Origin of the sequence: Psychrobacter alimentarius (assembly GCF_001606025.1) — a bacterium.
Taxonomy (GTDB): domain Bacteria; phylum Pseudomonadota; class Gammaproteobacteria; order Pseudomonadales; family Moraxellaceae; genus Psychrobacter; species Psychrobacter alimentarius.
This window is the reverse complement of record NZ_CP014945.1, coordinates 3,249,039-3,274,762: the sequence shown is the minus strand read 5'-3', so window position 1 is coordinate 3,274,762 and position 25,724 is coordinate 3,249,039. Positions and strand designations below refer to the sequence as shown.

Here is a 25,724-nt window from a genome sequence, read left to right as displayed (position 1 = left end):
TTTGTAGCCTCTGTCACGCTTGCGATCAGTAAGCAAAAACAATTTGTACCAGTATTACGTAGCTATTTATGTAACGATTTTATTTTGAACGGGTTATCCAAACAAAAAAAAGAGCCTCAATTGAGACTCTTTTCTATAGACATTACTAAACGAGCTTTTTCGCTTAATCAGACAATCTAACCACCGAAGTCATCAAGCATGATGTTTTCATCTTCAACACCCAAGCTGTGTAACATGTCGATTACCGCCGCATTCATCATTGGTGGCCCACACATGTAAAATTCACAGTCTTCAGGGTTTGGATGGTCTTTCAGGTAGTTTTCAAGTAAGACATTATGAATAAAGCCTGTTGGACCTTCCCAGTTATCTTCTGGTAATGGATCAGACAAGGCCACATGCCACTCAAAATTATCAAACTCTTCCGCCAATTGATCGTAATCTTCAACGTAGAACATCTCACGGATAGAGCGTGCACCGTACCAAAAGCTGATCTTACGATCGGTGTTTAAGCGTTTCAACTGATCAAAAATGTGAGAACGCATTGGTGCCATACCCGCACCACCACCGACAAAGATCATCTCAGCTTCCGTTTTCTTGGCAAAGAACTCACCATACGGACCTGAAACCGTGACTTTGTCGCCAGGTACCAAGCTAAACACCCAAGAAGACATTTTGCCTGGTGGAATGTTGTCAGGGCCACGTGGCGGTGGACTTGCGATACGAATGTTGAACTTGATTAAGCCTTTTTCTTCTGGGTAGTTGGCCATTGAATAAGCACGAATCACTGGCTCATCAACTTTTGACACATATTTGAAAATGCCAAATTTTTCCCAATCTTCTCGGTACTCTTCATCTACCACAAAGTCTTTATAGTGAACTTCGTGCGGTGGCGCTTCTAACTGCACATAACCACCAGCTCGGAAGTTAACTTCTTCGCCTTCTGGGATTTTAAGTACCAATTCTTTAATAAAGGTTGCCACGTTATCATTAGAGATAACTTCACATTCCCATTTTTGTACATCAAAAAACTCAGGGTCAATCTCGATTTTCATGTCTTGTTTGACAGCTACCTGACAAGCCAAGCGCATGTGATCACGGATTTCGCCTTGAGTAAAATAGCCTTCTTCGGTGGGCAAGATAGAACCGCCACCCTCAATAACACGGCAGCGACACTGTGCACAGGTACCACCACCACCACATGCTGAAGATAAAAAGATACCTTCGCTTGCAAGTGTTTGCAGTAGCTTACCACCTGCTGGTGTCACTACATCATTATCGGGATTATCATTGATATGAATGGTAACGTCACCTGAACTGACCAATCTTGAACGCGCTGCCAAAATAATGGCAACAAGGCCCATGATGATCAAGGTAAACATAGCCACGCCACCAATCGCCGTAGCATAATCCATGATATGTATCCTTAATCTATGGGGTAGGGGTGCGGGGGCATGGATGTTATGCTGTACCCGAACGCCTACCGAATAAATGAATTAAATAGGTCAAATAGCTAAATAAGGTCTTGAATATAGCGTATCAACTGATAAAAAAGTCATACTCTTATGAGTCAATAACGCTAGACCAAACGGTTTAAATGGACATACCACCGAACGACATAAAGCCGAGCGACATAAGACCAACCGTAATAAAGGTAATACCAAGACCACGTAGCGGTGCTGGGATGTCCGAGTACTTTAGCTTCTCGCGAATACCGGCCAACGCAGTGATAGCAAGTGCCCAACCAAAACCTGCACCCACACCATAAACCATGGATTCACCAAAGTTATAATCACGCTCAACCATAAACAGAACCCCACCTAAGATGGCGCAGTTTACAGTGATAAGAGGCAAAAACACCCCAAGCGCGTTATACAGACTTGGTACAAACTTATCCAAGAACATCTCAAGGATCTGTACCGTCGCAGCAATAAGACCAATATAACTGAGCAACCCTAAGAAGCTTAAGTCGATATCAGGGAAACCTGCCCATGCCAGCGCACCATTTTTTAGGATGAACTGAAAAAGTAAGTTATTTAGCGGAACGGTAATCGCCATAACGACAACCACAGCAACCCCAAGACCAATGGCTGTTGATACTTTCTTTGACACTGCCAAGAAAGTACACATGCCTAAAAAGTAGGCCAGCGCCATGTTCTCAATAAAGACTGAGGTTATAAATAAACTAACATAATGTCCCATTAGTGACCGCCTCCATGTGCCATGCCTTTAGACTGCGGCTTCATTACAAATTCAGCTTCTTCGACCTGTTCTGGTTTCCAGATACGAACAATGGCAATAAACAAACCAATAATAAAGAACGCTGATGGTGGCAATAATAATAGACCGTTTGGCAAATACCAACCGCCGTCAGTGACTGGTTGTAGAATGGTAATACCAAACCAAGTACCTGCGCCTAATATCTCACGGACAGTTGCAACAAACAGCAGTACCGCAGAGTAACCAAGACCGTTACCGATACCATCTAAAAAGCTAGGTACAGGTGGATTGCTCATTGCAAACGCTTCTGCACGGCCCATAACGATACAGTTGGTAATGATCAAACCAACGAAGACAGACAAGCCTTTACTCACATCATAAGCGACCGCTTTTAGTACCTGATCGACCAAAATAACCAACGATGCAATAATGGTCATCTGTACGATGATACGAATGCTCGAAGGGATTTGTTTACGAATGATCGAGATAAAGAAGCTCGAAAAAGCTGTTACTAATGTCAACGCCACACACATAACCATGGCATTGGCCATGCTCGTGGTGACCGCCAATGCCGAACAGATACCTAGGATCTGTAACGCAATCGGGTTGTTATCAAAAATAGGCGAGGTTAAAATAGTTTTCGTGTCAGCCATGTTATGCCTCCTTGCCGTTTGCTACTGGCTGCAATGCTGCCAGTTCGGTATTAGGTTGAGCTGGACTGGTCTTTGATTGCGTTGACTGATTCGCCTGCGTATCAGCATCTTCAACTGTTTGACCACTTTCTTTACGTAGCATATCTAGATACGGCTTGTAGCCTTGATCACCTAACCAAAACTGAATCATATTACTGACACCGCGGCTAGTAAGCGTCGCGCCACTGATACCATCTACCCAGTTTTCTTTCGGCGCACCTGCTTTGGTTACACCAGTAGCAACATCACCGTTTTCGTCATAGGACTGGATACCCGTCCACTTTGCACGCCATTCTGGCTCTTCGATACGTGCGCCAAGACCTGGGGTTTCTTTATGCTCATAAAAGCTGATACCTTTGATGGTATTCATATCGCTTTCAAGGGTTAAGAAACCGTAGATAGTACCCCATAGTCCATACCCTTGAATCGGCAGTACAACCACTTCAGGTTTGCCCGCGTCATCTTTTTTGACATAGACTTTGGCATATTTGGGCTTACGACCAATACCAGCAGGATCGTTGTCACCCAAGTCTTCACTCAATGCTTGGTTCTTGGTTGCTTGACTTGCGTCATAAGCGTTACGATCAGGGATGCCAGCGTCTGCTAAGGCACTATCATCAAGATAAGTACCTTTATTTAAATCAATAATTTCGACATCAAAGTCTTTGAAGCGCTCAGAAACATCTTCTGCGGTATCAGATTCAGCGTTATACATATCCGCTGCTACCAAGATGTTTTTGTTACGGTCTAAGCGAGCATTTTCGACTTGTGCTGGTTTGAGACCAACAGCAACTGCTGAGACCAGTACTGAACACACCAAGCATAGCGTCAATGCCACACTGATGGTTTTCGCATTGTTACTTTTGGGCTTGGACATAGCGAACCCTCCGAGCTGTTTGGCGTTTGATGTTTGCTTGGGTCACAAAATAATCAAACAATGGAGCAAATAAGTTGGCAAAAAGAATGGCTAGCATGATGCCTTCTGGAAAAGCAGGGTTAATCACTCGGATCAATACGGTCATAAAACCAATCAAGATACCATATGCCCAGCGACCTTTATTGGTGTGCGCAGCTGATACAGGATCGGTCGCCATAAAGACAGCACCGAATGCAAAACCACCGATAACCAAATGCCAATAAAATGGCAGGTTCATCATCATATTGTCTTCAGAGCCAATCATATTGAATACAAGAGACGTGGCAACAAGACCGACCACACACCCTGCCATAATGCGCCATGAAGCGATACGTGTCCATAGTAGAACAGCGGCACCCATCAAAATTGCAAGCGTTGATACTTCACCGATACTGCCTTGCATGTTGCCTAAGAATGCATCGCCCCATGTGATGGCATTGCCATACACATCAACAAAATCTTGAGGAACCACGCCAAGGGCAGCCAGACCAAGAGGTGTCGCCCCTGAGAAACCATCTACTGCCGTCCATACTGAGTCACCAGACATATAGGCTGGATAAGCAAAGTACAAGAAGGCACGACCTGATAGGGCAGGGTTAAGGAAGTTTTTACCTGTACCACCGAATACTTCTTTGGCCACTACCACACCGAAGATAATACCTAGGGCAACTTGCCACAATGGAATATCTGGTGGTAGACATAAGGCAAATAAGACAGAAGTCACAAAGAAACCTTCGTTGACTTCATGTCCTCGCACCACGGCAAAGATAATCTCACAAAGAATACCGACCGCAAAGGTGACGATATAAATCGGTAAGAACTGCATAGCACCATAAACGAAGCTCGCCCAGATACTCTCTGGGTTATAGCCTACCATGCTAGTGATGACAGTGCGCCAGCCTTCAGGCTGTAAGCCAAGCTGATCGATCGCAGTTAGCGCTTGATGACCGATGTTGTACATACCCCAAAACATCGCTGGGAACGTACAAAGCCATACGGTAATCATAATACGCTTCAGATCGATACCGTCACGTACGTGTGAAGATGCGTAAGTCGTTGAGCTTGGTTGACGCAAGAACGTATCAAACATCTCAAAAATGGCATAGTATTTTTCGTGTTTGCCACCTTTGGTGAAAGACGGCTCCATACGATCGAACATATTGTGTAAAAATTTCATCGTGGTTAGCCCTCCAGCTCAATGCGCGTTAAGTTATCACGCAAAATATCACCGAATTCATATTTGCCAGGAGATACAAAGGTGCATAATGCTAAATCTTCTTCGTCCAATTCGAGTACGCCTAAATCAACAGCACTAATGATGTCTTCGACAATCAATGCTCGTAGTAACTGTGTTGGCAAATAGTCTTGTGGCATCACTTCTTCATAAACCCCGATAGGCACCATGGCTCTTGGTGAGCCGTTGCTTGTCGTGGTGAAGTTGTACTTTTTGCCACCAAAGAACTGAGAGATATAGATAGGCAATTTAGAGAAACGGTTTGCACCCGCACTAAAGAAGTGGAACGCAGGGCGCTCGCGACCTTCAGGCAGCACACTGACTTGGTCATGGAAGCGACCAAGGTAAGCGATATTGTCAAACACTTTGCGACCAGACAAGACAGAACCTGAAATAATACGATTCTCGCCAGCTGCTAATTGACCTTTTGTAAGGGCAGTAATGTCAGCACCGCGCTCAGTAGCCACTAGATGTGGATTGGTGACTGCTGGACCCGCCAAGCTAATCATACGACGCGTATACAAACGCCCTGTAGTAAATAGCTTACCAATAGCGATCACATCTTGATAGCCAATCGTCCATACGCTAACACCGCGCATGATTGGATGCAAAAAGTGAATGTGTGTACCAGCCAATCCTGCTGGATGTTTACCAGCAAAGCCATGATACTCAGTGATATTATTGGCAGCCGTTTTTGCAACTGGCGTCAACGATGTATTGCCGTGATGACAAACAAAAGTCTTGGGGCTAAGGGTTGATAGTACAGCAAGACCGTCATTGAACGCTTGTAACTGTTCATTAATCAGCAACATCGGATCAAGAGCCAATGGATTAGTATCCATGGCCGTGACAAAGATAGCGTGTGGACGGGCACCGATTTCTGGAGCACGACTGTAAGGACGCGTGCGAAACGCCGTCCATTCGCCAGAGGCAAGTAGCTGGGTTTCAACGACTTCAGAATCTAGGTCAGCAAGTTGCTGGGAGTCATAGCGCTCAAATTCTACTTCTTCACCGTTTGGGTCAACCGCAATCACAAGACTTTCAAACACACGACGTTCACCGCGTTTGACCGCGATAACCTTACCAGCAGCAGGGGCAGTGTAGATCACGCCAACTCGTTTTTTGTCTTCAAAAACGGGCTGGCCTTTGGCTACAATGTCACCTTCTTTGACATTCATCGTGGGTTTCATACCCACATAGTCATAGCCAATAACCGCTACATGTGTAGGTTGGTGCTCAGATATCTCGCGGGAGGGTTCACCAGTGATGGGCAAATCCAAACCTTTTTTGATGGTAATCATAAGCGAAAACTTAGTCCATAGTCTAAAACGATACCAGACGTCCTGTTTGGTATATCGGTAGCATGAACATTTGCGTCATTAAATAAAGCCCACAAATCTCTACTCCTATAGTAGGATAGCGATAACGGGTTTTTTAAAACAATGCACGATCAAAACTACTAGTAAGAGTATTAACGCTGACCTCAGACTCCTTAACAACACGTTAATGTCTTATTCGAATTACCAAAGTGGCGACTGGCTACCAAGGTGTATGCTAAAACCATTCCATCAAAATTAATCGCTAAAGCAGTGAGCTAAAAGTGACTATTTTCAAAACAAACAGCCTTATCACACGTTTCATTGAAAATTAAAGCTTGTAACGCCAGTATGATTGACTTTCCTTATCAGTTTGAGGGCTTGCAAAACAACGCTCAATAGAAAAAATAGTCAAATAATAATCTATGAAAATAGATAGCAAACTGGTTAAAAGACAAACCAGCTGAGCAACCGATAAGTGAGTCTCACTTATTACAATCAGTTGTCATAGCGCTAGTAATGACTGTTAGTAATAGTTAACTAATGATAGAGACATCGTAGAAGGTATCTAATTAGATTTTGGTAGTGCAGAGTAGACGGTTTAACGTCCACCAGTTGAAATTTCTAATATAACCCTTCTTAGCAAGGTATTAGCCAACATCGTACAGATGCGGTAAATTCCTGCCTGATTCTTCCTGACTGCTATGCACCCTTAAGCCAAAAATGACTCAGTTAAAAGCATAGCGTATGGTTACTATCACATAGAAACAAATAAAAATTTACCTAGGATTATACGCTAAATTGACCTAAAATTGCCAGTCAGTAATTGAATTTACCTCATGTTTACAGTAAATAGATATATCAAAACTTGTGGTTATGAGTATTTATTTCCCACAATCAGTCATATCCTCTTTAAGCACGATTTGTTTTGTTATCTGTCTTGGCGACTATATGGTCTAAATGAGCGTCTTAGAGGATATCTGTCTATTACTGTTTGATTTTTAAGGGTTAATACCCAAAATTTATTTAATACTTTGCTTTATAAGATAAGGAATGCTGTATGTGTGCTGTGCCTGTCATTATCCCGGCGATTGATTTAAAAGATGGTAAATGTGTGCGCTTAAAACAAGGCCGTATGGAAGATGATACGGTATTTTCTGACGATCCAGTGGCCATGGCGGCGCGCTGGGTAGAGGAAGGAGCACGTAGGCTTCATTTGGTCGATTTAAACGGTGCGTTTGATGGTGTGCCAGTGCATAGACAAGTGGTTCATGATATCGCCAAGGCATATCCAAACTTGCCTATTCAGCTGGGCGGCGGTGTCAGAAACATGAACACGATTGAGCAGTATATTACGGCGGGACTGACTTACATCATCATTGGTACAAAAGCCGTTGAAGATCCTAGCTTTGTCACTGAGGCTTGTCGCGAGTTTGCAGGACACATTATCGTCGGTATTGATGCCAAAGACGGTATGGTTGCCACTCATGGCTGGGCAAATGTGACGGATACTAAAGCAACTGAGCTGGCTAAGCGTTTTGCAGATGTGGGTGTCTCCTCGATTGTTTATACTGACATTGCTCGTGATGGTATGATGCAAGGCGTGAATGTTGAGCAAACAGTGAATTTAGCCCGTGAAGGTGGATTACCGGTGATCGCCTCAGGCGGTGTGACAGATATGAAAGACATTGAGCTATTAAAGCCATACGGCGACTGCATCGAAGGTATCATTACTGGTCGCGCAATCTACGAAGGTACATTGAATTTGGCTGAAGCGCAGGTTTATTTAGATCGTTAACAATTAACGCAAATCTTTGTAACAAGAGAGATTTGCAATAAAAAACGCCGATAAAAACCCAGTAGAAGATACTTATGGCCGCTTATCTTGACCACTCGATAATACGTAGTTGTTTAAAAACGTGGGGTCAGGCATGGTTGCTACTGATCGTCATTTGCTGGTTGCCAGCGCATGCTGCTGGTGAAGACGTGGGCAGCATAACTACCGCATTAGGGGTAGAAACCACCGAGGAGGTGGCAACAGATGATTCTACTACATCAGCAAACGAGATAGCGGAATCGTCTGAACCCTTGCGTGCCCCGCCAGTAATCAATGGACAGAGCACCAACAATGCTCAAATCGAAACCACGCCCTCTCTACAAACAGACAGTGACATTCGTCAACGTATCAAAGGTATTTTTTCTGAAATCGAAGGGCTGCAAGCTGTCAATGTTAGCGTTGCCCAAGGGGTTGTCACCTTAACGGGTGAGACACCAAACGAGAAAAAGGCACAACAAGCCATTAATTTGACCAATCGCTTGACCGATGTGGTCACTGTTGATGATCGAATTGACCGTACTCTGGATGTACAAGACAACGTCACGACGGTTTATCAAACACTAAAAGCACAAGTCAAAAACTTGGTCAAAGCGCTGCCTTTATTATTAGTCGGTTTGGTGATATTCATACTGGTGACATGGCTCGGCAGTTGGCTGTCGAACCGCAAAAAAATGTGGCAGCGTTTAACGCCCAATCCGTTTGTCGCTGAGTTATTAGCCCAAACGGTAAAAGTTATTTTTATTATTTTTGGTCTTATTCTGGCATTGAGCTTAATCGGTGCAGAAACCATTTTGGGTACGTTGCTGGGTGGTGCGGGTGTCATTGGTATCGCTGTTGGTTTTGCCGTTAAAGATACCATCGAAAATTATATTGCGTCCTTGATGCTCAGTATTCGTCAACCTTTTCGCGCCCGTGATCATATCTTGATCAACCAGCAAGAAGGTATTGTGGTGCGGTTGACGTCACGTGCAACCATATTGATGACGTTAGATGGTAACCAGCTTCGAATTCCCAATGCTGAAGTTTTTAAAGGCACTATCTTAAATTACACCAAAAACCCTGAGCGCCGTTTTACCTTTGAGTTGGGCGTGGATGCCAATAATGATCCGTTGGCCGCTATCAAAGTCGGCATTGACGCCATCAATGATTTAATTTTTGTGTTGGATAACCCGAAGGCGATGGCGGTCATTACTAACGTTGGCGATTCTAACATTGTCCTTGAGTTTCAAATATGGGTGAATCAGTCAGAAACAGATTTTGCTAAAGCGCGTAGTATTGCCATTCGTGAGACCAAGCATGCCTTAGAAAACGCAGGATTTAGCTTACCAGAACCTATTTACCGCCTACGCTTCAACAAAAAACTCGAAAAAGCGCTTGAGCATATGCAAGGAAGCTTAGATACCAGTAGTGCTACTGCTCATAAACCGCGAGTTTCAGCCACGCCCATTATTACTCACGATGATCATGATGAAGTGCCAAGTATTGACGATAAAGATAAGCAAAAAGCCAAAGCTCGAGCCAAGCAAATTCTGCAAGGTCACGATGCCAAAGAGGTTTTGGATGCGCGTCCCAACGATAAATTAATGGAAAAGGTCGAGCAAGAAATTGCGGAAAGCTCAGATGAAACCGACTTATTAGACAGTGCCAGTCCACAAGAGTAAGCGACATAGGCAATCTAAAAATTGGGCATAAAAAGTGCAGTAAAACGTATATAGACTTTTTAATGACATACGAGACATTTTTTATGCAAATAAAACATCTGATTATATTTTCATTGGTTGGGATAATGGCATTATTGGCTTTTAATATCATCAATGATTATCAGCGTGAAAAAGACAGAGAGATGGCTTTAAGTAGCACTACTTCTGAGCAAAAAACGGCGCACACACTGGTATCTGATACAAGCAACTCAAATAATATTGCTAATAAACCGCTTGGTGAGCAGCCCAAAGCCATCTTGGATGATGCCACTACTAAAATTGATCAAGCTCAACAAACTGACCAAGCGCGACTGGCACAAATGGATGATGAAGCAAAGTAAAATAGTACACATAAAAAAAGCTAACGATGACGTTAGCCTTTTTTATGGTTTTGACGTTTTAGCTAATATTAGCTTTTCTTATTAGCGCTTCTACTACGGCTGTTGCCTTTTTTTGCTGGACTTCTTTTAGACTGGCCTTTTTTCGTTTGATTCATCTCACTAGATTGCAGCTTTTCTTTCAAATCAAAGTCAATTTGTAGCAGATCCATGTTCACGCCAGCCACTTTTACTTTGACCAAATCACCAAGCCCAAATAAGGTGCCTTTGTCTTTACCGATAAGCTGTTGCTGCTGCTCATCGTAAACAAAGAAATCATCACCGACGTTTGAGATATGGACCAAGCCATCAATGTACAAATCAGTCAATGTCACAAATAAGCCAAAATTGGTCACGGTAGTGACGACACCTTCAAACTCTTCGCCAACATGATCGGTCATATAATGACACTTTAGCCAAGACTCAACATAGCGTGACGCTTTTTCAGCACGGCGCTCTGTGTCTGATGTTTGTGTACCAGCACCATCCAAAGAAAAGTCCATGACTGGCTGTTTGCTATTGGTCACCTTTGCTTTGATAGCACGATGCAACATCAAATCAGGGTAACGGCGAATGGGTGAGGTAAAGTGGCTATATTCGTCATAAGCCAAACCAAAGTGACCGATATTGTCAGGTGCATAGTTTGCTTGCATCATAGAACGCAGCAGCATACTGTGGATGCTAATGGCATCTGGACGGTCTTTAGTCGCTTCAATAATACGCTGATAGTCTGCCTGTGTTGGACTCTCTTCGGGGAACGGCAAGCCAAAGTTTTTAGCATATTCATGGATACGCATCGACTTTTCGCTATCCGGCTTATCATGATTACGGTACAAGACTGGCAATTCGTGCTTTAAAGCAAAATTTGCCGCGCACGTATTGGCAAGTAACATACATTCTTCGATAAGTTTTTGAGAGTCACCACGAGTTCGTGGCAAGATAGCATCAATGCCACCTTTTTCATTAAACTTGATGTACGTCTCGACAGTCTCAAACTCCATTGCATGACGCTCTTCACGTTTTTTAAGCAATAGCTCGTATAACTGATAAAGGGTATCAATAGATTTTTTGACATCTTTATTGCCAGTCAGTGACGTGGGCACGCTTTTATCTTGTGGATTCTCAAGATAAGCATTTACTTGATTGTAAGTCAAGCGTGCTTGTGAGTGCATGACTGATGGATAAAACTCGTATCCTGTGACTTTGCCTGCGCGCGATATCTTGATATCAGCGACCATACAGAGGCGATCAAGATTTGGGTTCAATGAACACAGTCCGTTTGACAGCACTTCAGGCAACATTGGAATCACACGATGCGGGAAGTAGACGGATGTACCACGTTCAAACGCGTCTTGATCAAGAGGTGAGTTTGGCGTGACATAATAGCTCACATCTGCAATCGCTACGACTACTCGATAATTACCGCCAGAGCGTTTTTCAGCATATACGGCATCATCAAAGTCACGTGCATCTTCACCATCGATTGTAACGAGTGGCAAGTCACGTAAATCCTTACGACCTTTCAAATCTTTCTCTGTTGGCTCTTGATAATCACTAGCTTGCTTCAGCGCAGCTTCACTAAAATCTGATGGGATATCATAATTGAGCAGCGTGGTTTCGATAATCAGCTCACGATCATTGTCATCAGACAATACTTCAGTGATTTTACCTGTGGCAAATTCGTGCTGATTTGGCCAATCGATGATGTCAACTTTGACAGGCGCACCTTGCTTGATGTTCAATGCTTGGACATTATCATCAGTGACGGTGATTGGTTGGTGATTGTTTGGGCTACCAAGCTCAACACAATAGCCATCTTCATCACGTGCTAGCGTACCAATAAAATTGTTTTGACGACGTTCAACCACATCGACAATACGGCCTTCTGTACGACCACGGTTGTCTGTTGACGTACCGACGGCGTCTACTGTATCGCCATTAAATACCCAACGCATTTGCTTTTCATGTAAGAACAAATCTGGCATATCGCTTAATACGACAAAACCGAACCCTTTAGGGTGCGCCGATACTGTACCTGTGACGATATCTTGCTGAGTCACCGTACGATAGCGATAAGGACGACCGTCACGGTTTACTTGTCCATCACGAGCCATTGCTTTTAAGCGATTGCCTAAAGCATCAAACTGGTCTGGGTCATCAATATTGAAGGCTTTGGCCAACTGTTGATGCGTGACTTCACCATGTTCGTCAATCGTGCTCAATATCAGCTCACGACTAGGAATAGGATTGTCATATCTTTTTGCCTCACTTGAGGCGTTTGGATCATTCCAACTCATAAATTACCGTATCTATTTTTAAAATTATTAATAGGTACTATCTTAACACGAACGGCGCTGCAATATCTTGCGTCAATTGTCTTATATGTATTCGATAGCTGGAGTTATCACCTTTATTAGGTAATAACTGTATGGGGTAAAAACGTTATAAATACTCAAATATCGATATCGACGGTATTTGATTTACTGGTGATTTTTTTACTATCCAATTCTTTGGAGACTTCTAAAACAGTGGTCTGATTAGATTTATCGAGGTATTTTTGCGCTTTATCAACCTCAGTAGTCAGCGTATTGACCGTCTGCTTCATGTTTTCTAATGCTTCAATTTTATAATTACTAATCATATCCATCGTATCATAGACATTATTGAAGGCATTTTGGAGTTTATCAAGCTCAATACTACTACTGGTAGCCTGCTCATGAATCTCACCAGACTGACGTTTAAGCATCGCCGAAGTAGATTCAATCAAACTACTGGTAGTTTTATTAAGCGCAGTAATTTGGTCGAGTACCAGTTTTTGATTGGTCATGGCTTGCGCAACGACGACGGCGGTACGTAGGGCAGACACGGTTGTGGTTGTCGCGCGATCAACCCCTTTGATGAGTTCCAAGTTGTTACGGCGTATTGTGTCTAGCGCCAAATATCCTTGTACATTGACCGCCAGCTGAGTCAAAAAATCTGTATTTTTTTGACGCACATAAAACAACATCTCTTCTTTGATGATGCGCGCTTTTTCGGGGTCAGTGGCTTCTATCGCATAAACTTTTTGCTCTAGCTGCTCATCTATTTTTTTGCCAACATAGATATATTGGCGAATAGACTGCATCAGCTCCCACATATTGACTTTTTCTTGCTCAATCATGGCATTGTCTTTGAGCAGCTCATCTTTACCATTATAAAGACTGGTGACAACGGCATTGATATGTGACTGCGCAGATTCATATTGACGGAAGTAATCTTGTACTTTGTTCCCAAATGGAATGAGACCAAATAATTTGCGAGAGCTGGTGAGCTCTTTTTTACTTGGGTCTAAATCTTCTACAATGCCGCGTAGCTCAGTCAGTGATTTGGCAATGGGGGAGTTATCAAATAGGCTATCGTTTAGACTCTTTGCGGGTAACTCCAGCATTCGGTTAGAAACTTGTGCCGATTCGCGAATCTCTTTGGTGCCCAAATTATGAATAGATTGCACGTTTTGCTGAAACTCTGGGCTGTGCACAGAGTTGGTAATCACATGATCGACAAAAGCGTCGACCTTGGCATCAAGTTCTGGAATTTGGCTGTCATCCAACTTGACCATCTGATCAGCTTCACTTTTTTGTATCTCTTTAACAGGTTCTGGTGCTGTCAGCGAAATACTAGGAGTTGTCGCGTTTTCTGGTGGGGTCAATTCTTGCATGAAGGTTCCTATGGTATCTAAAATGGACAATATTTTGAGCCAATGATCATAGATAGATAGTATGAAACTTACCTGATCTTAATAATCAATGAACTTTTTTATGCACCTAATTGTTTTTATTTGAGTAATATTGAAAGAGTGCAGCAGATCTTTAGACTAACTGGTAATGAAAAGGTTGAGAAGATAGGTTTTGTAAAGTAGCGTCGACTTATTATATGCATATAAATATATAAGGGCGAAATATGAAAAAACCATCAATATCGCACGGTATATTGATGGTTCAAATGACAGGTGTTTATATCGAATAACAGCATCGACCAACAGTCACCACTAACGAACAATCGATTGAGCCGATTATTTCTTTTTAGTTGGCCCAAGCAGCATGCCCATTTGACGACCTTCCATCTTAGGGTACTGTTCGACGTTTGAGATATCAGCGGTATCTTCAATGATACGATCAAGTTGTTTGCGACCAATATCTTGGTGCGCCATTTCACGTCCGCGGAAACGGATACTAATTTTAACTTTGTCTTGATCTTCCAAGAAGCTAACGATCTTTCTCAATTTGACTTGATAATCAGCTTCTTCGGTACTAGGGCGTAGCTTCATCTCTTTAAGCTGAGTCTGCTTCTGATTTTTCTTAGCTTCTTTTGCCTTTTGCTTTTGATCATAGAGGAAATGCTTATAGTCCATGATTTTGCATACTGGCGGCTTAGCTTCAGGAACTAATTCAACCAAATCTAGGTTTTCATCACGTGCCGCTTTCATCGCGGTTTCGATATCAACCACGCCCATTTGCTCGCCGTCTTCTTTAACGAGACGGACTTCTTTGACATTGATATCTTCGTTGATGTTCAAACGGTTTGACTGTTTAATAGGTATTACTCCTCATCTGTTTTTGGGGTCTGTCGGCCTTTTTTACTGACAGCGTTCTGTACTAATGTTGTAAATTCAGAAATACTCATCACACCAAGGTTCTCACCTTCGCGTGTTCGGACGTTAACACTGCCCGATTCCACTTCTTTATCCCCTAATACTAGCATATAGGGAACACGTTCTAATGTTTTCTCTCGTATCTTAAATCCAATCTTTTCGTTACGCAAGTCGCTAATAGCACGAATACCAGCATTTTTTAGCTCACTAACTACATTTTCACAAGCGTCAGCTTGTTTGTCAGTGATATTCATTACCACAACTTGCTGCGGTGCTAACCACACGGGCATCCAACCAGCATAGTTTTCTATCAATATACCGATAAAGCGTTCAAATGAACCCAAAATGGCACGGTGTAGCATGATAGGGACTTCACGCTCATTCTGTTCGTTGACAAACTCTGCATCAAGGCGTTCAGGCATGTTGGGGTCAACCTGAATGGTGCCGCACTGCCAAACACGTCCTAAAGAATCCTTCAGACTAAATTCAATCTTCGGACCATAAAACGCGCCTTCGCCAGGCAGATATTCCCAATCAAGACCTGAGCTATCAAGCGCATCTGCTAGAGCCTTTTCTGCAAAGTCCCAAGATTCGTCGCTGCCGACACGTTTTTCAGGACGGGTAGAGAGCTTCATAATAATGTTATCAAAACCAAAGTCTTCATAAACCGCAAGGGTTAGTTTGATAAAGTCGGCCACTTCTTGTTGAATTTGCGCTTGCGTACAGAAAATATGCGCATCATCTTGAGTAAATCCGCGCACACGCATCAGACCATGCAATGAACCTGACGGTTCGTTACGATGACACGAGCCAAACTCCGCCATGCGCAGTGGCAAGTCACGGTAGGACTTTAGGCCTTGATTAAATACCTGTACATGACAAGGGCAGTTCATGGGTTTTACAGCATAATCACGGTTTTCACTGGCAGTGGTGAACATATTGGTCGCATAGTTGCCCCAGTGACCTGAGCGCTCCCACAAGCTGCGATCGACGATTTGAGGCGTTTTGATTTCTTCATAGCCATTATCATATTGTACTTTACGCATATATTGCTCAAGTACTTGATAAATCGTCCAACCATTAGCGTGCCAAAACACCATACCTGGCGCTTGCTCTTGCATATGAAACAGGTTGAGCGCTTTACCAATCTTACGATGATCACGTTTTTCTGCTTCTTCAATACGCTGAATGTAAGCTTTCAGATCTTTTTTGTCTGCCCATGCCGTACCATAGATACGTTGTAGCTGTTCATTTTTTGCATCGCCGCGCCAATAAGCACCAGACATCTTGGTCAATTTAAATACTTTTAAAAACCGTGTGTTTGGTACGTGCGGGCCACGGCACATATCAACATATTCTTGATGATGATAAAGACCAAAGGCTTCTTCGCCCGGCATATCATTAATTAGTTTGAGCTTATAGTCTTCACCGCGTGATTGAAAAATGTCAATCGCTTCATCACGTGGGGTCATTTTTTTGATCACGTCATAATCTTGCTTGATCAGCTCCATCATACGTTTTTCAATTTTTTCCATGTGCTCAGGTGTGAATGGCGTCTCACTAAAAATATCGTAATAAAAACCATCATCAATAACCGGGCCAATCACCATTTTTACATCAGGATACAGTTGTTTGACGGCATGACCCAACAAGTGAGCACAAGAATGGCGAATAATATCAACACCATCGGCGTCTTTTGGTGTTACGATTTCGACATTCGCATCAGCAATAATAGGATCATGCGCATCGACCAAATGCCCATTCACACGTCCTGCAACCGTTGCCTTGGCAAGTCCTGCCCCAATACTTTGCGCCACTTCCATGACTGTTGTATTGCCTTCGAAGTTTTTTACGCTACCATCGGGTAAAGTAATCGCTACCATAATCTATTCACCTGTTTTTGGATCCGTTGGCAGTGATGATTGCAACCATCAATCATATAACCGCAAGATCACATCAATTATATTCAATCATTGTGATATTTAATAAAACTACATGCATGCTCTTTCTTATCTTAGATAATCTGCATACAACCTTAAAAACCAATCATGGATAATACCTGACTGGACGATATAATAAGGAGCAGTATTTTACCTATATAGAAGAGATTTTATAGTAAAGAAGGAAAACAATGCAATGCAATCAACAATTATAGCAAAAACTGTCTACAAACACTAGATAGCAAGGGACTGACAGTCCTTAAAGAAATAGTAAATAGTAACGGCCAAGTCATTATCATTAAGACCGTGATCTGGTTTAGCAAAATAGTATTACACATTGTCTTTGTAGTTATATAAGGTCAATAAGCATAAAATCAACAATTAACTCGAATAAGCGCTTGCTAACAAGATAAAACCCCGTATAATGCCACCCAGTTGAAAGGGAAGGTGGGTTGAGTATCTGGTTGATTCAGGTCATTCAAACAAACTTAAAATAAACCCTTGACACTAAGAATAAAGCGTCTATAATACGCACCTCATTAAGGCAAAGCAGTTAATAACTGAGTGAGTAATCACTAAAATTAGCGAGCTAACTTATTGAAACGAATTAAAAAAGAAGCTTGACAGTCTATTAAAACATGATATGATAGTCAGCTCGCTAATTAGGATAAGCCACATTGGCTATGTAATAATTGGTTAAGAGATAACTGCTACTGGACGACAGTGACAGGCATTATTTAAAAGCATAACTAAAGAACAACTTGTGTGGATTTTTGCTGATTCAGGATGCTAAAAAATAAAGTTGACTATCTTTTCTTTTCGGGAAGATTATTAACTATAAAAATTATCATTTAAGACAGCAGAAAAACTCAAAGTTAATTCATTACGAACATAATTTTTAGCGATTTTGCCAGATTAGATGAGCCAAGTTTAGAAGCTTCTTTAAAGAGCTTCATAGCAAGATTAAACTGAAGAGTTTGATCATGGCTCAGATTGAACGCTGGCGGCAGGCTTAACACATGCAAGTCGAGCGGTAACATTTCTAGCTTGCTAGAAGATGACGAGCGGCGGACGGGTGAGTAATACTTAGGAATCTACCTAGTAGTGGGGGATAGCTCGGGGAAACTCGAATTAATACCGCATACGACCTACGGGAGAAAGGGGGCAACTTGTTGCTCTCGCTATTAGATGAGCCTAAGTCGGATTAGCTAGATGGTGGGGTAAAGGCCTACCATGGCGACGATCTGTAGCTGGTCTGAGAGGATGATCAGCCACACCGGGACTGAGACACGGCCCGGACTCCTACGGGAGGCAGCAGTGGGGAATATTGGACAATGGGGGAAACCCTGATCCAGCCATGCCGCGTGTGTGAAGAAGGCCTTTTGGTTGTAAAGCACTTTAAGCAGTGAAGAAGACTCTTCGGTTAATACCCGGAGACGATGACATTAGCTGCAGAATAAGCACCGGCTAACTCTGTGCCAGCAGCCGCGGTAATACAGAGGGTGCAAGCGTTAATCGGAATTACTGGGCGTAAAGCGAGCGTAGGTGGCTTGATAAGTCAGATGTGAAATCCCCGGGCTTAACCTGGGAACTGCATCTGATACTGTCAGGCTAGAGTAGGTGAGAGGAAGGTAGAATTCCAGGTGTAGCGGTGAAATGCGTAGAGATCTGGAGGAATACCGATGGCGAAGGCAGCCTTCTGGCATCATACTGACACTGAGGCTCGAAAGCGTGGGTAGCAAACAGGATTAGATACCCTGGTAGTCCACGCCGTAAACGATGTCTACTAGTCGTTGGGTCCCTTGAGGACTTAGTGACGCAGCTAACGCAATAAGTAGACCGCCTGGGGAGTACGGCCGCAAGGTTAAAACTCAAATGAATTGACGGGGGCCCGCACAAGCGGTGGAGCATGTGGTTTAATTCGATGCAACGCGAAGAACCTTACCTGGTCTTGACATATCTAGAATCCTGCAGAGATGCGGGAGTGCCTTCGGGAATTAGAATACAGGTGCTGCATGGCTGTCGTCAGCTCGTGTCGTGAGATGTTGGGTTAAGTCCCGCAACGAGCGCAACCCTTGTCCTTAGTTACCAGCGGGTTAAGCCGGGAACTCTAAGGATACTGCCAGTGACAAACTGGAGGAAGGCGGGGACGACGTCAAGTCATCATGGCCCTTACGACCAGGGCTACACACGTGCTACAATGGTAGGTACAGAGGGCAGCTACACAGCGATGTGATGCGAATCTCAAAAAGCCTATCGTAGTCCAGATTGGAGTCTGCAACTCGACTCCATGAAGTAGGAATCGCTAGTAATCGCGGATCAGAATGCCGCGGTGAATACGTTCCCGGGCCTTGTACACACCGCCCGTCACACCATGGGAGTTGATTGCACCAGAAGTGGTTAGCCTAACCGTAAGGAAGGCGATCACCACGGTGTGGTTGATGACTGGGGTGAAGTCGTAACAAGGTAGCCGTAGGGGAACCTGCGGCTGGATCACCTCCTTATAGACAGCATTCGGTCAGCAAGAATTCACAACAAGTTGTTCTTTAGTTTAAGCTTACGTTTTAGGACGTATTGGGTCTGTAGCTCAGCTGGTTAGAGCACCGTGTTGATAACGCGGGGGTCAGTGGTTCAAGTCCACTTAGACCCACCATTTATATGGGGCCATAGCTCAGTTGGTAGAGCGCCTGCCTTGCACGCAGGAGGTCAACGGTTCGACTCCGTTTGGCTCCACCACTACTTTAGTTAAGCTTAGGATGCGAATAAATAAAATAGGTATCAAATAGAAACAAGTGATTTTAATAAGATTACTTCTTTCTGTTTTATACGGAAATCTATGACTCGACGAGAGCATAGAGACTATTTAAAAGCATAGATATGAGTCTGGGTTAGGATGAGCGTGTTCACGCGCACATCTTAACCTTAGTAATCAGCTCTTTAACGACATCAGTTGTTATCCCAGGGGTTGATTGCTAAAAAGAAATAAGAGAACTGAATCAAGCGTAAACATAGGTGATATCGTTATCATTAATTAGAGTGTATGACACTACTTAGTCGAAAGACTACTTGGGGTTGTATGGTCAAGTAATGAAGCGCACATGGTGGATGCCTTGGCAGTCAGAGGCGATGAAAGACGTGACAGCCTGCGATAAGCTTCGGGGAGGCGGCAATATCCTGTGATCCGGAGATTTCTGAATGGGGAAACCCACCTAGCATAAGCTAGGTATCCTAATTTATTAGGAAGCGAACGAGGGGAAGTGAAACATCTCAGTACCCTTAGGAATAGACATCAATTGAGATTCCCCTAGTAGCGGCGAGCGAACGGGGAGAAGCCGATTAGTACTAATGTAGAAGAACAGCGTGGGAAAGCTGACCGTAGTAGGTGATAGTCCTGTATTCGAAACATTAGCATTAACATATTAAGTAGAGCGGGGCACGAGAAATCCTGTTTGAAGATGGGGGGACCATCCTCCAAGGCTAAATACTCCTGACTGACCGATAGTGAACCAGTACCGTGAGGGAAAGGCGAAAAGAACCCCTGTGAGGGGAGTGAAATAGAACCTGAAACCGTGTGCGTACAAGCAGTGGGAGCCCACTTGTTGGGTGACCGCGTACCTTTTGTATAATGGGTCAGCGACTTATATTCTGTAGCAAGGTTAACCGTTTAGGGGAGCCGTAGGGAAACCGAGTCTTAATAGGGCGTCTAGTTGCAGGGTATAGACCCGAAACCGAGTGATCTATCCATGAGCAGGTTGAAAGTGCCGTAACAGGCACCGGAGGACCGAACCCACTGTCGTTGAAAAGCCAGGGGATGACTTGTGGATAGGGGTGAAAGGCTAATCAAACTCGGTGATAGCTGGTTCTCCCCGAAAGCTATTTAGGTAGCGCCTCGGACGAACACCATTGGGGGTAGAGCACTGTTTCGGCTAGGGGGTCATACCGACTTACCAAACCGATGCAAACTCCGAATACCGATGAGTGATATCCGGGAGACACACAGTGGGTGCTAACGTCCATTGTGGAGAGGGAAACAACCCAGACCGCCAGCTAAGGCCCCAAATTCCTAGTTAAGTGGGAAACGAGGTGGGAAGGCATAGACAGCTAGGAGGTTGGCTTAGAAGCAGCCATCCTTTAAAGAAAGCGTAATAGCTCACTAGTCGAGTCGGCCCGCGCGGAAGATGTAACGGGGCTCAAACTAGGAGCCGAAGCTGCGGATTTGAATTTGTTTTCAAGTGGTAGGGGAGCGTTGTGTAAGCCTGTGAAGGTGTGTTGTAAAGCATGCTGGAGGTATCACAAGAGCGAATGCTGACGTGAGTAACGATAATGCGAGTGAAAAGCTCGCACGCCGGAAGATCAAGGGTTCCAGTCCAACGTTAATCGGGGCTGGGTGAGTCGACCCCTAAGGCGAGGCCGAAAGGCGTAGTCGATGGGAAATCGGTTAATATTCCGATACTTGTTTATGATGCGATGGAGGGACGGAGAAGGTTATGCCAGCCTGGCGATGGTTGTCCAGGTGGAAGGATGTAGGTTTATAGCTTAGGTAAATCCGGGCTATTTTATACCGAGATCTGATAGCAAGCTGTACTTGTACAGCGAAGTGGCAAATACCATGCTTCCAGGAAAAGCTTCTAAGCGATAGTCATAAACGAATCGTACCCTAAACCGACACAGGTGATCAGGTAGAGAATACCAAGGCGCTTGAGAGAACTCTGCTGAAGGAACTAGGCAAAATGGTACCGTAACTTCGGGAGAAGGTACGCTGCTGATGGTGAAGGACTTGCTCCGTAAGCTATTGGCAGTCGCAGATACCAGGCTGCTGCAACTGTTTATTAAAAACACAGCACTCTGCAAACACGAAAGTGGACGTATAGGGTGTGATGTCTGCCCGGTGCTGGAAGGTTAATTGATGGGGTTAGCGTAAGCGAAGCTCTTGATCGAAGCCCCAGTAAACGGCGGCCGTAACTATAACGGTCCTAAGGTAGCGAAATTCCTTGTCGGGTAAGTTCCGACCTGCACGAATGACATAATGATGGCAGCGCTGTCTCCAGCAGAGACTCAGTGAAATCGAAATCGCAGTGAAGATGCTGTGTACCCGCGGCTAGACGGAAAGACCCCGTGAACCTTTACTACAGCTTTACATTGAACTTTGACCTGACTTGTGCAGGATAGGTGGGAGGCTTTGAAGCCGAGACGCTAGTCTTGGTGGAGCCAATCTTGAAATACCACCCTGGTCATGTTGGGGTTCTAACTCAGGTATAACAATACCGAGGACAATGTATGGTGGGTAGTTTGACTGGGGCGGTCTCCTCCTAAAGAGTAACGGAGGAGTACGAAGGTGCGCTCAGACCGGTCGGAAATCGGTCGTAGAGTATAAAGGCAAAAGCGCGCTTAACTGCGAGACCCACAAGTCGAGCAGGTACGAAAGTAGGTCTTAGTGATCCGGTGGTTCTGTATGGAAGGGCCATCGCTCAACGGATAAAAGGTACTCTGGGGATAACAGGCTGATACCGCCCAAGAGTTCATATCGACGGCGGTGTTTGGCACCTCGATGTCGGCTCATCTCATCCTAGGGCTGAAGCAGGTCCTAAGGGTATGGCTGTTCGCCATTTAAAGAGGTACGCGAGCTGGGTTTAGAACGTCGTGAGACAGTTCGGTCCCTATCTACCGTGGGCGTTGGAAATTTGAGAGGATCTGCTCCTAGTACGAGAGGACCAGAGTGGACGAACCTCTGGTGTTCGGGTTGTCACGCCAGTGGCATTGCCCGGTAGCTACGTTCGGATGGGATAACCGCTGAAAGCATCTAAGCGGGAAGCCCACCTCAAGATTAGATTTCCCTAAAGAGCCGTTCAAGACTAGGACGTTGATAGGCAGGGTGTGGAAGCGCAGCGATGCGTGTAGCTAACCTGTACTAATTGCTCGTTTGGCTTGACCATACAACACCCAAGTGGTTTGTATCAAGTCTAATTAATCTATCTTGTAAAGCGAAAGCTTTAGAATAAGAAAGTATATTTCGATATCACCTTAACCTTGATTCAGTTAGGTTATGTGGTACTTATCAAAAGTCACACAAACAGACTCATATCTAACCCCCTTTGCTGACGACAATAGCACGATGGAACCACCTGATCCCTTCTCGAACTCAGAAGTGAAACATCGTAGCGCCAATGGTAGTGTGGTTCGCCCATGTGAGAGTAGGTCATCGTCAGCTCTCTATTCCTGACTAGCCCCTTGATACTAACGTATCAAGGGGCTTTTCTTTGCGCGTCTGTTTAGTTTGCCAATTGACTCAGCAAAATAATCATAAAAAAACTGTCAATTGACCTTGACCCAGACTCAAACAAGCGTATAATGCCACCCAGTTGAAAGGGAAGGTGGGTTGAGTATCTGGTTGATTCAGGTCATTCAAACAAACTTAAAATAAACCCTTGACACTAAGAATAAAGCGTCTATAATACGCACCTCATTAAGGCAAAGCAGTTAATAACTGAGTGAGTAATCACTAAAATTAGCGAGCTAACTTATTGAAACGAATTAAAAAAGAAGCTTGACAGTCTATTAAAACATGATATGATAGTCAGCTCGCTAATTAGGATAAGCCACATTGGCTATGTAATAATTGGTTAAGAGATAACTGCTACTGGACGACAGTGACAGGCATTATTTAAAAGCATAACTAAAGAACAACTTGTGTGGATTTTTGCTGATTCAGGATGCTAAAAAATAAAGTTGACTATCTTTTCTTTTCGGGAAGATTATTAACTATAAAAATTATCATTTAAGACAGCAGAAAAACTCAAAGTTAATTCATTACGAACATAATTTTTAGCGATTTTGCCAGATTAGATGAGCCAAGTTTAGAAGCTTCTTTAAAGAGCTTCATAGCAAGATTAAACTGAAGAGTTTGATCATGGCTCAGATTGAACGCTGGCGGCAGGCTTAACACATGCAAGTCGAGCGGTAACATTTCTAGCTTGCTAGAAGATGACGAGCGGCGGACGGGTGAGTAATACTTAGGAATCTACCTAGTAGTGGGGGATAGCTCGGGGAAACTCGAATTAATACCGCATACGACCTACGGGAGAAAGGGGGCAACTTGTTGCTCTCGCTATTAGATGAGCCTAAGTCGGATTAGCTAGATGGTGGGGTAAAGGCCTACCATGGCGACGATCTGTAGCTGGTCTGAGAGGATGATCAGCCACACCGGGACTGAGACACGGCCCGGACTCCTACGGGAGGCAGCAGTGGGGAATATTGGACAATGGGGGAAACCCTGATCCAGCCATGCCGCGTGTGTGAAGAAGGCCTTTTGGTTGTAAAGCACTTTAAGCAGTGAAGAAGACTCTTCGGTTAATACCCGGAGACGATGACATTAGCTGCAGAATAAGCACCGGCTAACTCTGTGCCAGCAGCCGCGGTAATACAGAGGGTGCAAGCGTTAATCGGAATTACTGGGCGTAAAGCGAGCGTAGGTGGCTTGATAAGTCAGATGTGAAATCCCCGGGCTTAACCTGGGAACTGCATCTGATACTGTCAGGCTAGAGTAGGTGAGAGGAAGGTAGAATTCCAGGTGTAGCGGTGAAATGCGTAGAGATCTGGAGGAATACCGATGGCGAAGGCAGCCTTCTGGCATCATACTGACACTGAGGCTCGAAAGCGTGGGTAGCAAACAGGATTAGATACCCTGGTAGTCCACGCCGTAAACGATGTCTACTAGTCGTTGGGTCCCTTGAGGACTTAGTGACGCAGCTAACGCAATAAGTAGACCGCCTGGGGAGTACGGCCGCAAGGTTAAAACTCAAATGAATTGACGGGGGCCCGCACAAGCGGTGGAGCATGTGGTTTAATTCGATGCAACGCGAAGAACCTTACCTGGTCTTGACATATCTAGAATCCTGCAGAGATGCGGGAGTGCCTTCGGGAATTAGAATACAGGTGCTGCATGGCTGTCGTCAGCTCGTGTCGTGAGATGTTGGGTTAAGTCCCGCAACGAGCGCAACCCTTGTCCTTAGTTACCAGCGGGTTAAGCCGGGAACTCTAAGGATACTGCCAGTGACAAACTGGAGGAAGGCGGGGACGACGTCAAGTCATCATGGCCCTTACGACCAGGGCTACACACGTGCTACAATGGTAGGTACAGAGGGCAGCTACACAGCGATGTGATGCGAATCTCAAAAAGCCTATCGTAGTCCAGATTGGAGTCTGCAACTCGACTCCATGAAGTAGGAATCGCTAGTAATCGCGGATCAGAATGCCGCGGTGAATACGTTCCCGGGCCTTGTACACACCGCCCGTCACACCATGGGAGTTGATTGCACCAGAAGTGGTTAGCCTAACCGTAAGGAAGGCGATCACCACGGTGTGGTTGATGACTGGGGTGAAGTCGTAACAAGGTAGCCGTAGGGGAACCTGCGGCTGGATCACCTCCTTATAGACAGCATTCGGTCAGCAAGAATTCACAACAAGTTGTTCTTTAGTTTAAGCTTACGTTTTAGGACGTATTGGGTCTGTAGCTCAGCTGGTTAGAGCACCGTGTTGATAACGCGGGGGTCAGTGGTTCAAGTCCACTTAGACCCACCATTTATATGGGGCCATAGCTCAGTTGGTAGAGCGCCTGCCTTGCACGCAGGAGGTCAACGGTTCGACTCCGTTTGGCTCCACCACTACTTTAGTTAAGCTTAGGATGCGAATAAATAAAATAGGTATCAAATAGAAACAAGTGATTTTAATAAGATTACTTCTTTCTGTTTTATACGGAAATCTATGACTCGACGAGAGCATAGAGACTATTTAAAAGCATAGATATGAGTCTGGGTTAGGATGAGCGTGTTCACGCGCACATCTTAACCTTAGTAATCAGCTCTTTAA

Annotated in this window: 13 protein-coding genes, 4 tRNA genes and 4 rRNA genes; 11 read left to right on the top strand and 10 right to left on the bottom strand. The window is 44.3% G+C overall.

Annotation, left to right across the window (positions count from 1 at the left end):
* Positions 1 to 176: 176 nt before the first annotated feature.
* From nqrF to A3K91_RS13530, 6 genes are all read right to left on the bottom strand, one after another.
* The gene (gene nqrF / locus A3K91_RS13555; RefSeq protein ID WP_062845729.1) at positions 177 to 1,412 is read right to left on the bottom strand and encodes an NADH:ubiquinone reductase (Na(+)-transporting) subunit F; all 1,236 of its coding nucleotides are present in this window, start codon (positions 1,410 to 1,412) and stop codon (positions 177 to 179) included.
* Positions 1,413 to 1,590: 178 nt separating this feature from the next.
* Positions 1,591 to 2,199, bottom strand: a complete 609-nt coding sequence (gene nqrE / locus A3K91_RS13550; RefSeq protein ID WP_025652986.1) for an NADH:ubiquinone reductase (Na(+)-transporting) subunit E — start codon at positions 2,197 to 2,199, stop codon at positions 1,591 to 1,593.
* Positions 2,199 to 2,870: an NADH:ubiquinone reductase (Na(+)-transporting) subunit D gene (locus A3K91_RS13545; protein WP_062845728.1), complete on the bottom strand. Its 672-nt coding sequence runs from the start codon at positions 2,868 to 2,870 to the stop codon at positions 2,199 to 2,201. The genes nqrE and A3K91_RS13545 overlap by 1 nt, the downstream gene beginning before the upstream one ends.
* Before the next feature lies 1 nt (position 2,871).
* Entirely contained in the window at positions 2,872 to 3,786 is a 915-nt protein-coding gene (locus tag A3K91_RS13540) for a Na(+)-translocating NADH-quinone reductase subunit C (protein WP_062845727.1), read from the bottom strand.
* Positions 3,767 to 5,002, bottom strand: coding sequence for an NADH:ubiquinone reductase (Na(+)-transporting) subunit B (locus tag A3K91_RS13535; RefSeq protein ID WP_062845726.1), 1,236 nt, complete (start codon positions 5,000 to 5,002; stop codon positions 3,767 to 3,769). The genes A3K91_RS13540 and A3K91_RS13535 overlap by 20 nt, the downstream gene beginning before the upstream one ends.
* Before the next feature lie 5 nt (positions 5,003 to 5,007).
* The gene (locus tag A3K91_RS13530) at positions 5,008 to 6,360 is read right to left on the bottom strand and encodes a Na(+)-translocating NADH-quinone reductase subunit A (RefSeq protein WP_062845725.1); all 1,353 of its coding nucleotides are present in this window, start codon (positions 6,358 to 6,360) and stop codon (positions 5,008 to 5,010) included.
* Positions 6,361 to 7,435: 1,075 nt separating this feature from the next.
* Between A3K91_RS13530 and hisA the strand changes: the two genes are divergently transcribed.
* The 3 genes from hisA (at position 7,436) to A3K91_RS13515 (ending at position 10,253) form a co-directional block, all read left to right on the top strand.
* On the top strand, positions 7,436 to 8,173 hold the full coding sequence (gene hisA / locus A3K91_RS13525; protein ID WP_062845724.1) for a 1-(5-phosphoribosyl)-5-[(5-phosphoribosylamino)methylideneamino]imidazole-4-carboxamide isomerase: 738 nt from the start codon (positions 7,436 to 7,438) through the stop codon (positions 8,171 to 8,173).
* Between the two features lie 74 nt (positions 8,174 to 8,247).
* A complete protein-coding gene (locus A3K91_RS13520; protein ID WP_062845723.1) occupies positions 8,248 to 9,873 on the top strand; it encodes a mechanosensitive ion channel domain-containing protein in 1,626 nt (541 codons plus the stop codon).
* 83 nt (positions 9,874 to 9,956) lie between these two features.
* Positions 9,957 to 10,253: a hypothetical protein gene (locus A3K91_RS13515; protein WP_062845722.1), complete on the top strand. Its 297-nt coding sequence runs from the start codon at positions 9,957 to 9,959 to the stop codon at positions 10,251 to 10,253.
* A 68-nt stretch (positions 10,254 to 10,321) separates the two neighbouring features.
* On the opposite strand, the gene rnr is transcribed toward A3K91_RS13515, so the two are convergent.
* The 4 genes from rnr to thrS form a co-directional block, all read right to left on the bottom strand.
* The gene (gene rnr / locus A3K91_RS13510) at positions 10,322 to 12,586 is read right to left on the bottom strand and encodes a ribonuclease R (protein WP_062845721.1); all 2,265 of its coding nucleotides are present in this window, start codon (positions 12,584 to 12,586) and stop codon (positions 10,322 to 10,324) included.
* Positions 12,587 to 12,741: 155 nt separating this feature from the next.
* The gene (locus tag A3K91_RS13505) at positions 12,742 to 13,986 is read right to left on the bottom strand and encodes a toxic anion resistance protein (protein ID WP_062845720.1); all 1,245 of its coding nucleotides are present in this window, start codon (positions 13,984 to 13,986) and stop codon (positions 12,742 to 12,744) included.
* Between the two features lie 354 nt (positions 13,987 to 14,340).
* Positions 14,341 to 14,844: a translation initiation factor IF-3 gene (infC, locus tag A3K91_RS13500; protein ID WP_062845719.1), complete on the bottom strand. Its 504-nt coding sequence runs from the start codon at positions 14,842 to 14,844 to the stop codon at positions 14,341 to 14,343.
* A 23-nt stretch (positions 14,845 to 14,867) separates the two neighbouring features.
* Positions 14,868 to 16,802: a threonine--tRNA ligase gene (thrS, locus tag A3K91_RS13495; protein WP_062845718.1), complete on the bottom strand. Its 1,935-nt coding sequence runs from the start codon at positions 16,800 to 16,802 to the stop codon at positions 14,868 to 14,870.
* Positions 16,803 to 17,824: 1,022 nt separating this feature from the next.
* Here thrS and A3K91_RS13490 point away from each other — a divergent pair.
* The 8 genes from A3K91_RS13490 to A3K91_RS13455 all read left to right on the top strand — a co-directional run bounded on the left by A3K91_RS13490 (position 17,825) and on the right by A3K91_RS13455 (position 25,519).
* Positions 17,825 to 19,363 (top strand): 16S ribosomal RNA (locus A3K91_RS13490).
* A gap of 72 nt (positions 19,364 to 19,435) precedes the next feature.
* A tRNA-Ile gene (locus tag A3K91_RS13485) sits at positions 19,436 to 19,512 on the top strand.
* Between the two features lie 7 nt (positions 19,513 to 19,519).
* Positions 19,520 to 19,595, top strand: a tRNA-Ala gene (locus A3K91_RS13480).
* A gap of 342 nt (positions 19,596 to 19,937) precedes the next feature.
* Positions 19,938 to 22,792: ribosomal RNA gene (locus tag A3K91_RS13475) — 23S ribosomal RNA — on the top strand.
* A gap of 161 nt (positions 22,793 to 22,953) precedes the next feature.
* A 5S ribosomal RNA gene (rrf, locus tag A3K91_RS13470) occupies positions 22,954 to 23,067 on the top strand.
* Between the two features lie 681 nt (positions 23,068 to 23,748).
* Positions 23,749 to 25,287: ribosomal RNA gene (locus A3K91_RS13465) — 16S ribosomal RNA — on the top strand.
* Together the 16S, 23S and 5S rRNA genes with 4 tRNA genes alongside form the textbook arrangement of a ribosomal RNA operon.
* Positions 25,288 to 25,359: 72 nt before the next feature.
* Positions 25,360 to 25,436: transfer RNA gene (locus A3K91_RS13460), tRNA-Ile, on the top strand.
* Positions 25,437 to 25,443: 7 nt separating this feature from the next.
* A tRNA-Ala gene (locus A3K91_RS13455) sits at positions 25,444 to 25,519 on the top strand.
* Positions 25,520 to 25,724 lie beyond the last annotated feature (205 nt).

Bases quoted from the DNA above. Each gene is read 5' to 3' on its own strand.
- A3K91_RS13530 (WP_062845725.1), bottom strand. From the start codon at position 6,360: ATGATTACCATCAAAAAAGGTTTGGATTTGCCCATCACTGGTGAACCC.
- nqrE (WP_025652986.1), bottom strand. From the start codon at position 2,199: ATGGGACATTATGTTAGTTTATTTATAACCTCAGTCTTTATTGAGAAC.
- hisA (WP_062845724.1), top strand. From the start codon at position 7,436: ATGTGTGCTGTGCCTGTCATTATCCCGGCGATTGATTTAAAAGATGGT.
- A3K91_RS13520 (WP_062845723.1), top strand. From the start codon at position 8,248: ATGGCCGCTTATCTTGACCACTCGATAATACGTAGTTGTTTAAAAACG.
- rnr (WP_062845721.1), bottom strand. From the start codon at position 12,586: ATGAGTTGGAATGATCCAAACGCCTCAAGTGAGGCAAAAAGATATGAC.
- thrS (WP_062845718.1), bottom strand. From the start codon at position 16,802: ATGGTAGCGATTACTTTACCCGATGGTAGCGTAAAAAACTTCGAAGGC.
- A3K91_RS13505 (WP_062845720.1), bottom strand. From the start codon at position 13,986: ATGCAAGAATTGACCCCACCAGAAAACGCGACAACTCCTAGTATTTCG.
- A3K91_RS13535 (WP_062845726.1), bottom strand. From the start codon at position 5,002: ATGAAATTTTTACACAATATGTTCGATCGTATGGAGCCGTCTTTCACC.
- A3K91_RS13515 (WP_062845722.1), top strand. From the start codon at position 9,957: ATGCAAATAAAACATCTGATTATATTTTCATTGGTTGGGATAATGGCA.
- A3K91_RS13545 (WP_062845728.1), bottom strand. From the start codon at position 2,870: ATGGCTGACACGAAAACTATTTTAACCTCGCCTATTTTTGATAACAAC.
- nqrF (WP_062845729.1), bottom strand. From the start codon at position 1,412: ATGGATTATGCTACGGCGATTGGTGGCGTGGCTATGTTTACCTTGATC.
- A3K91_RS13540 (WP_062845727.1), bottom strand. From the start codon at position 3,786: ATGTCCAAGCCCAAAAGTAACAATGCGAAAACCATCAGTGTGGCATTG.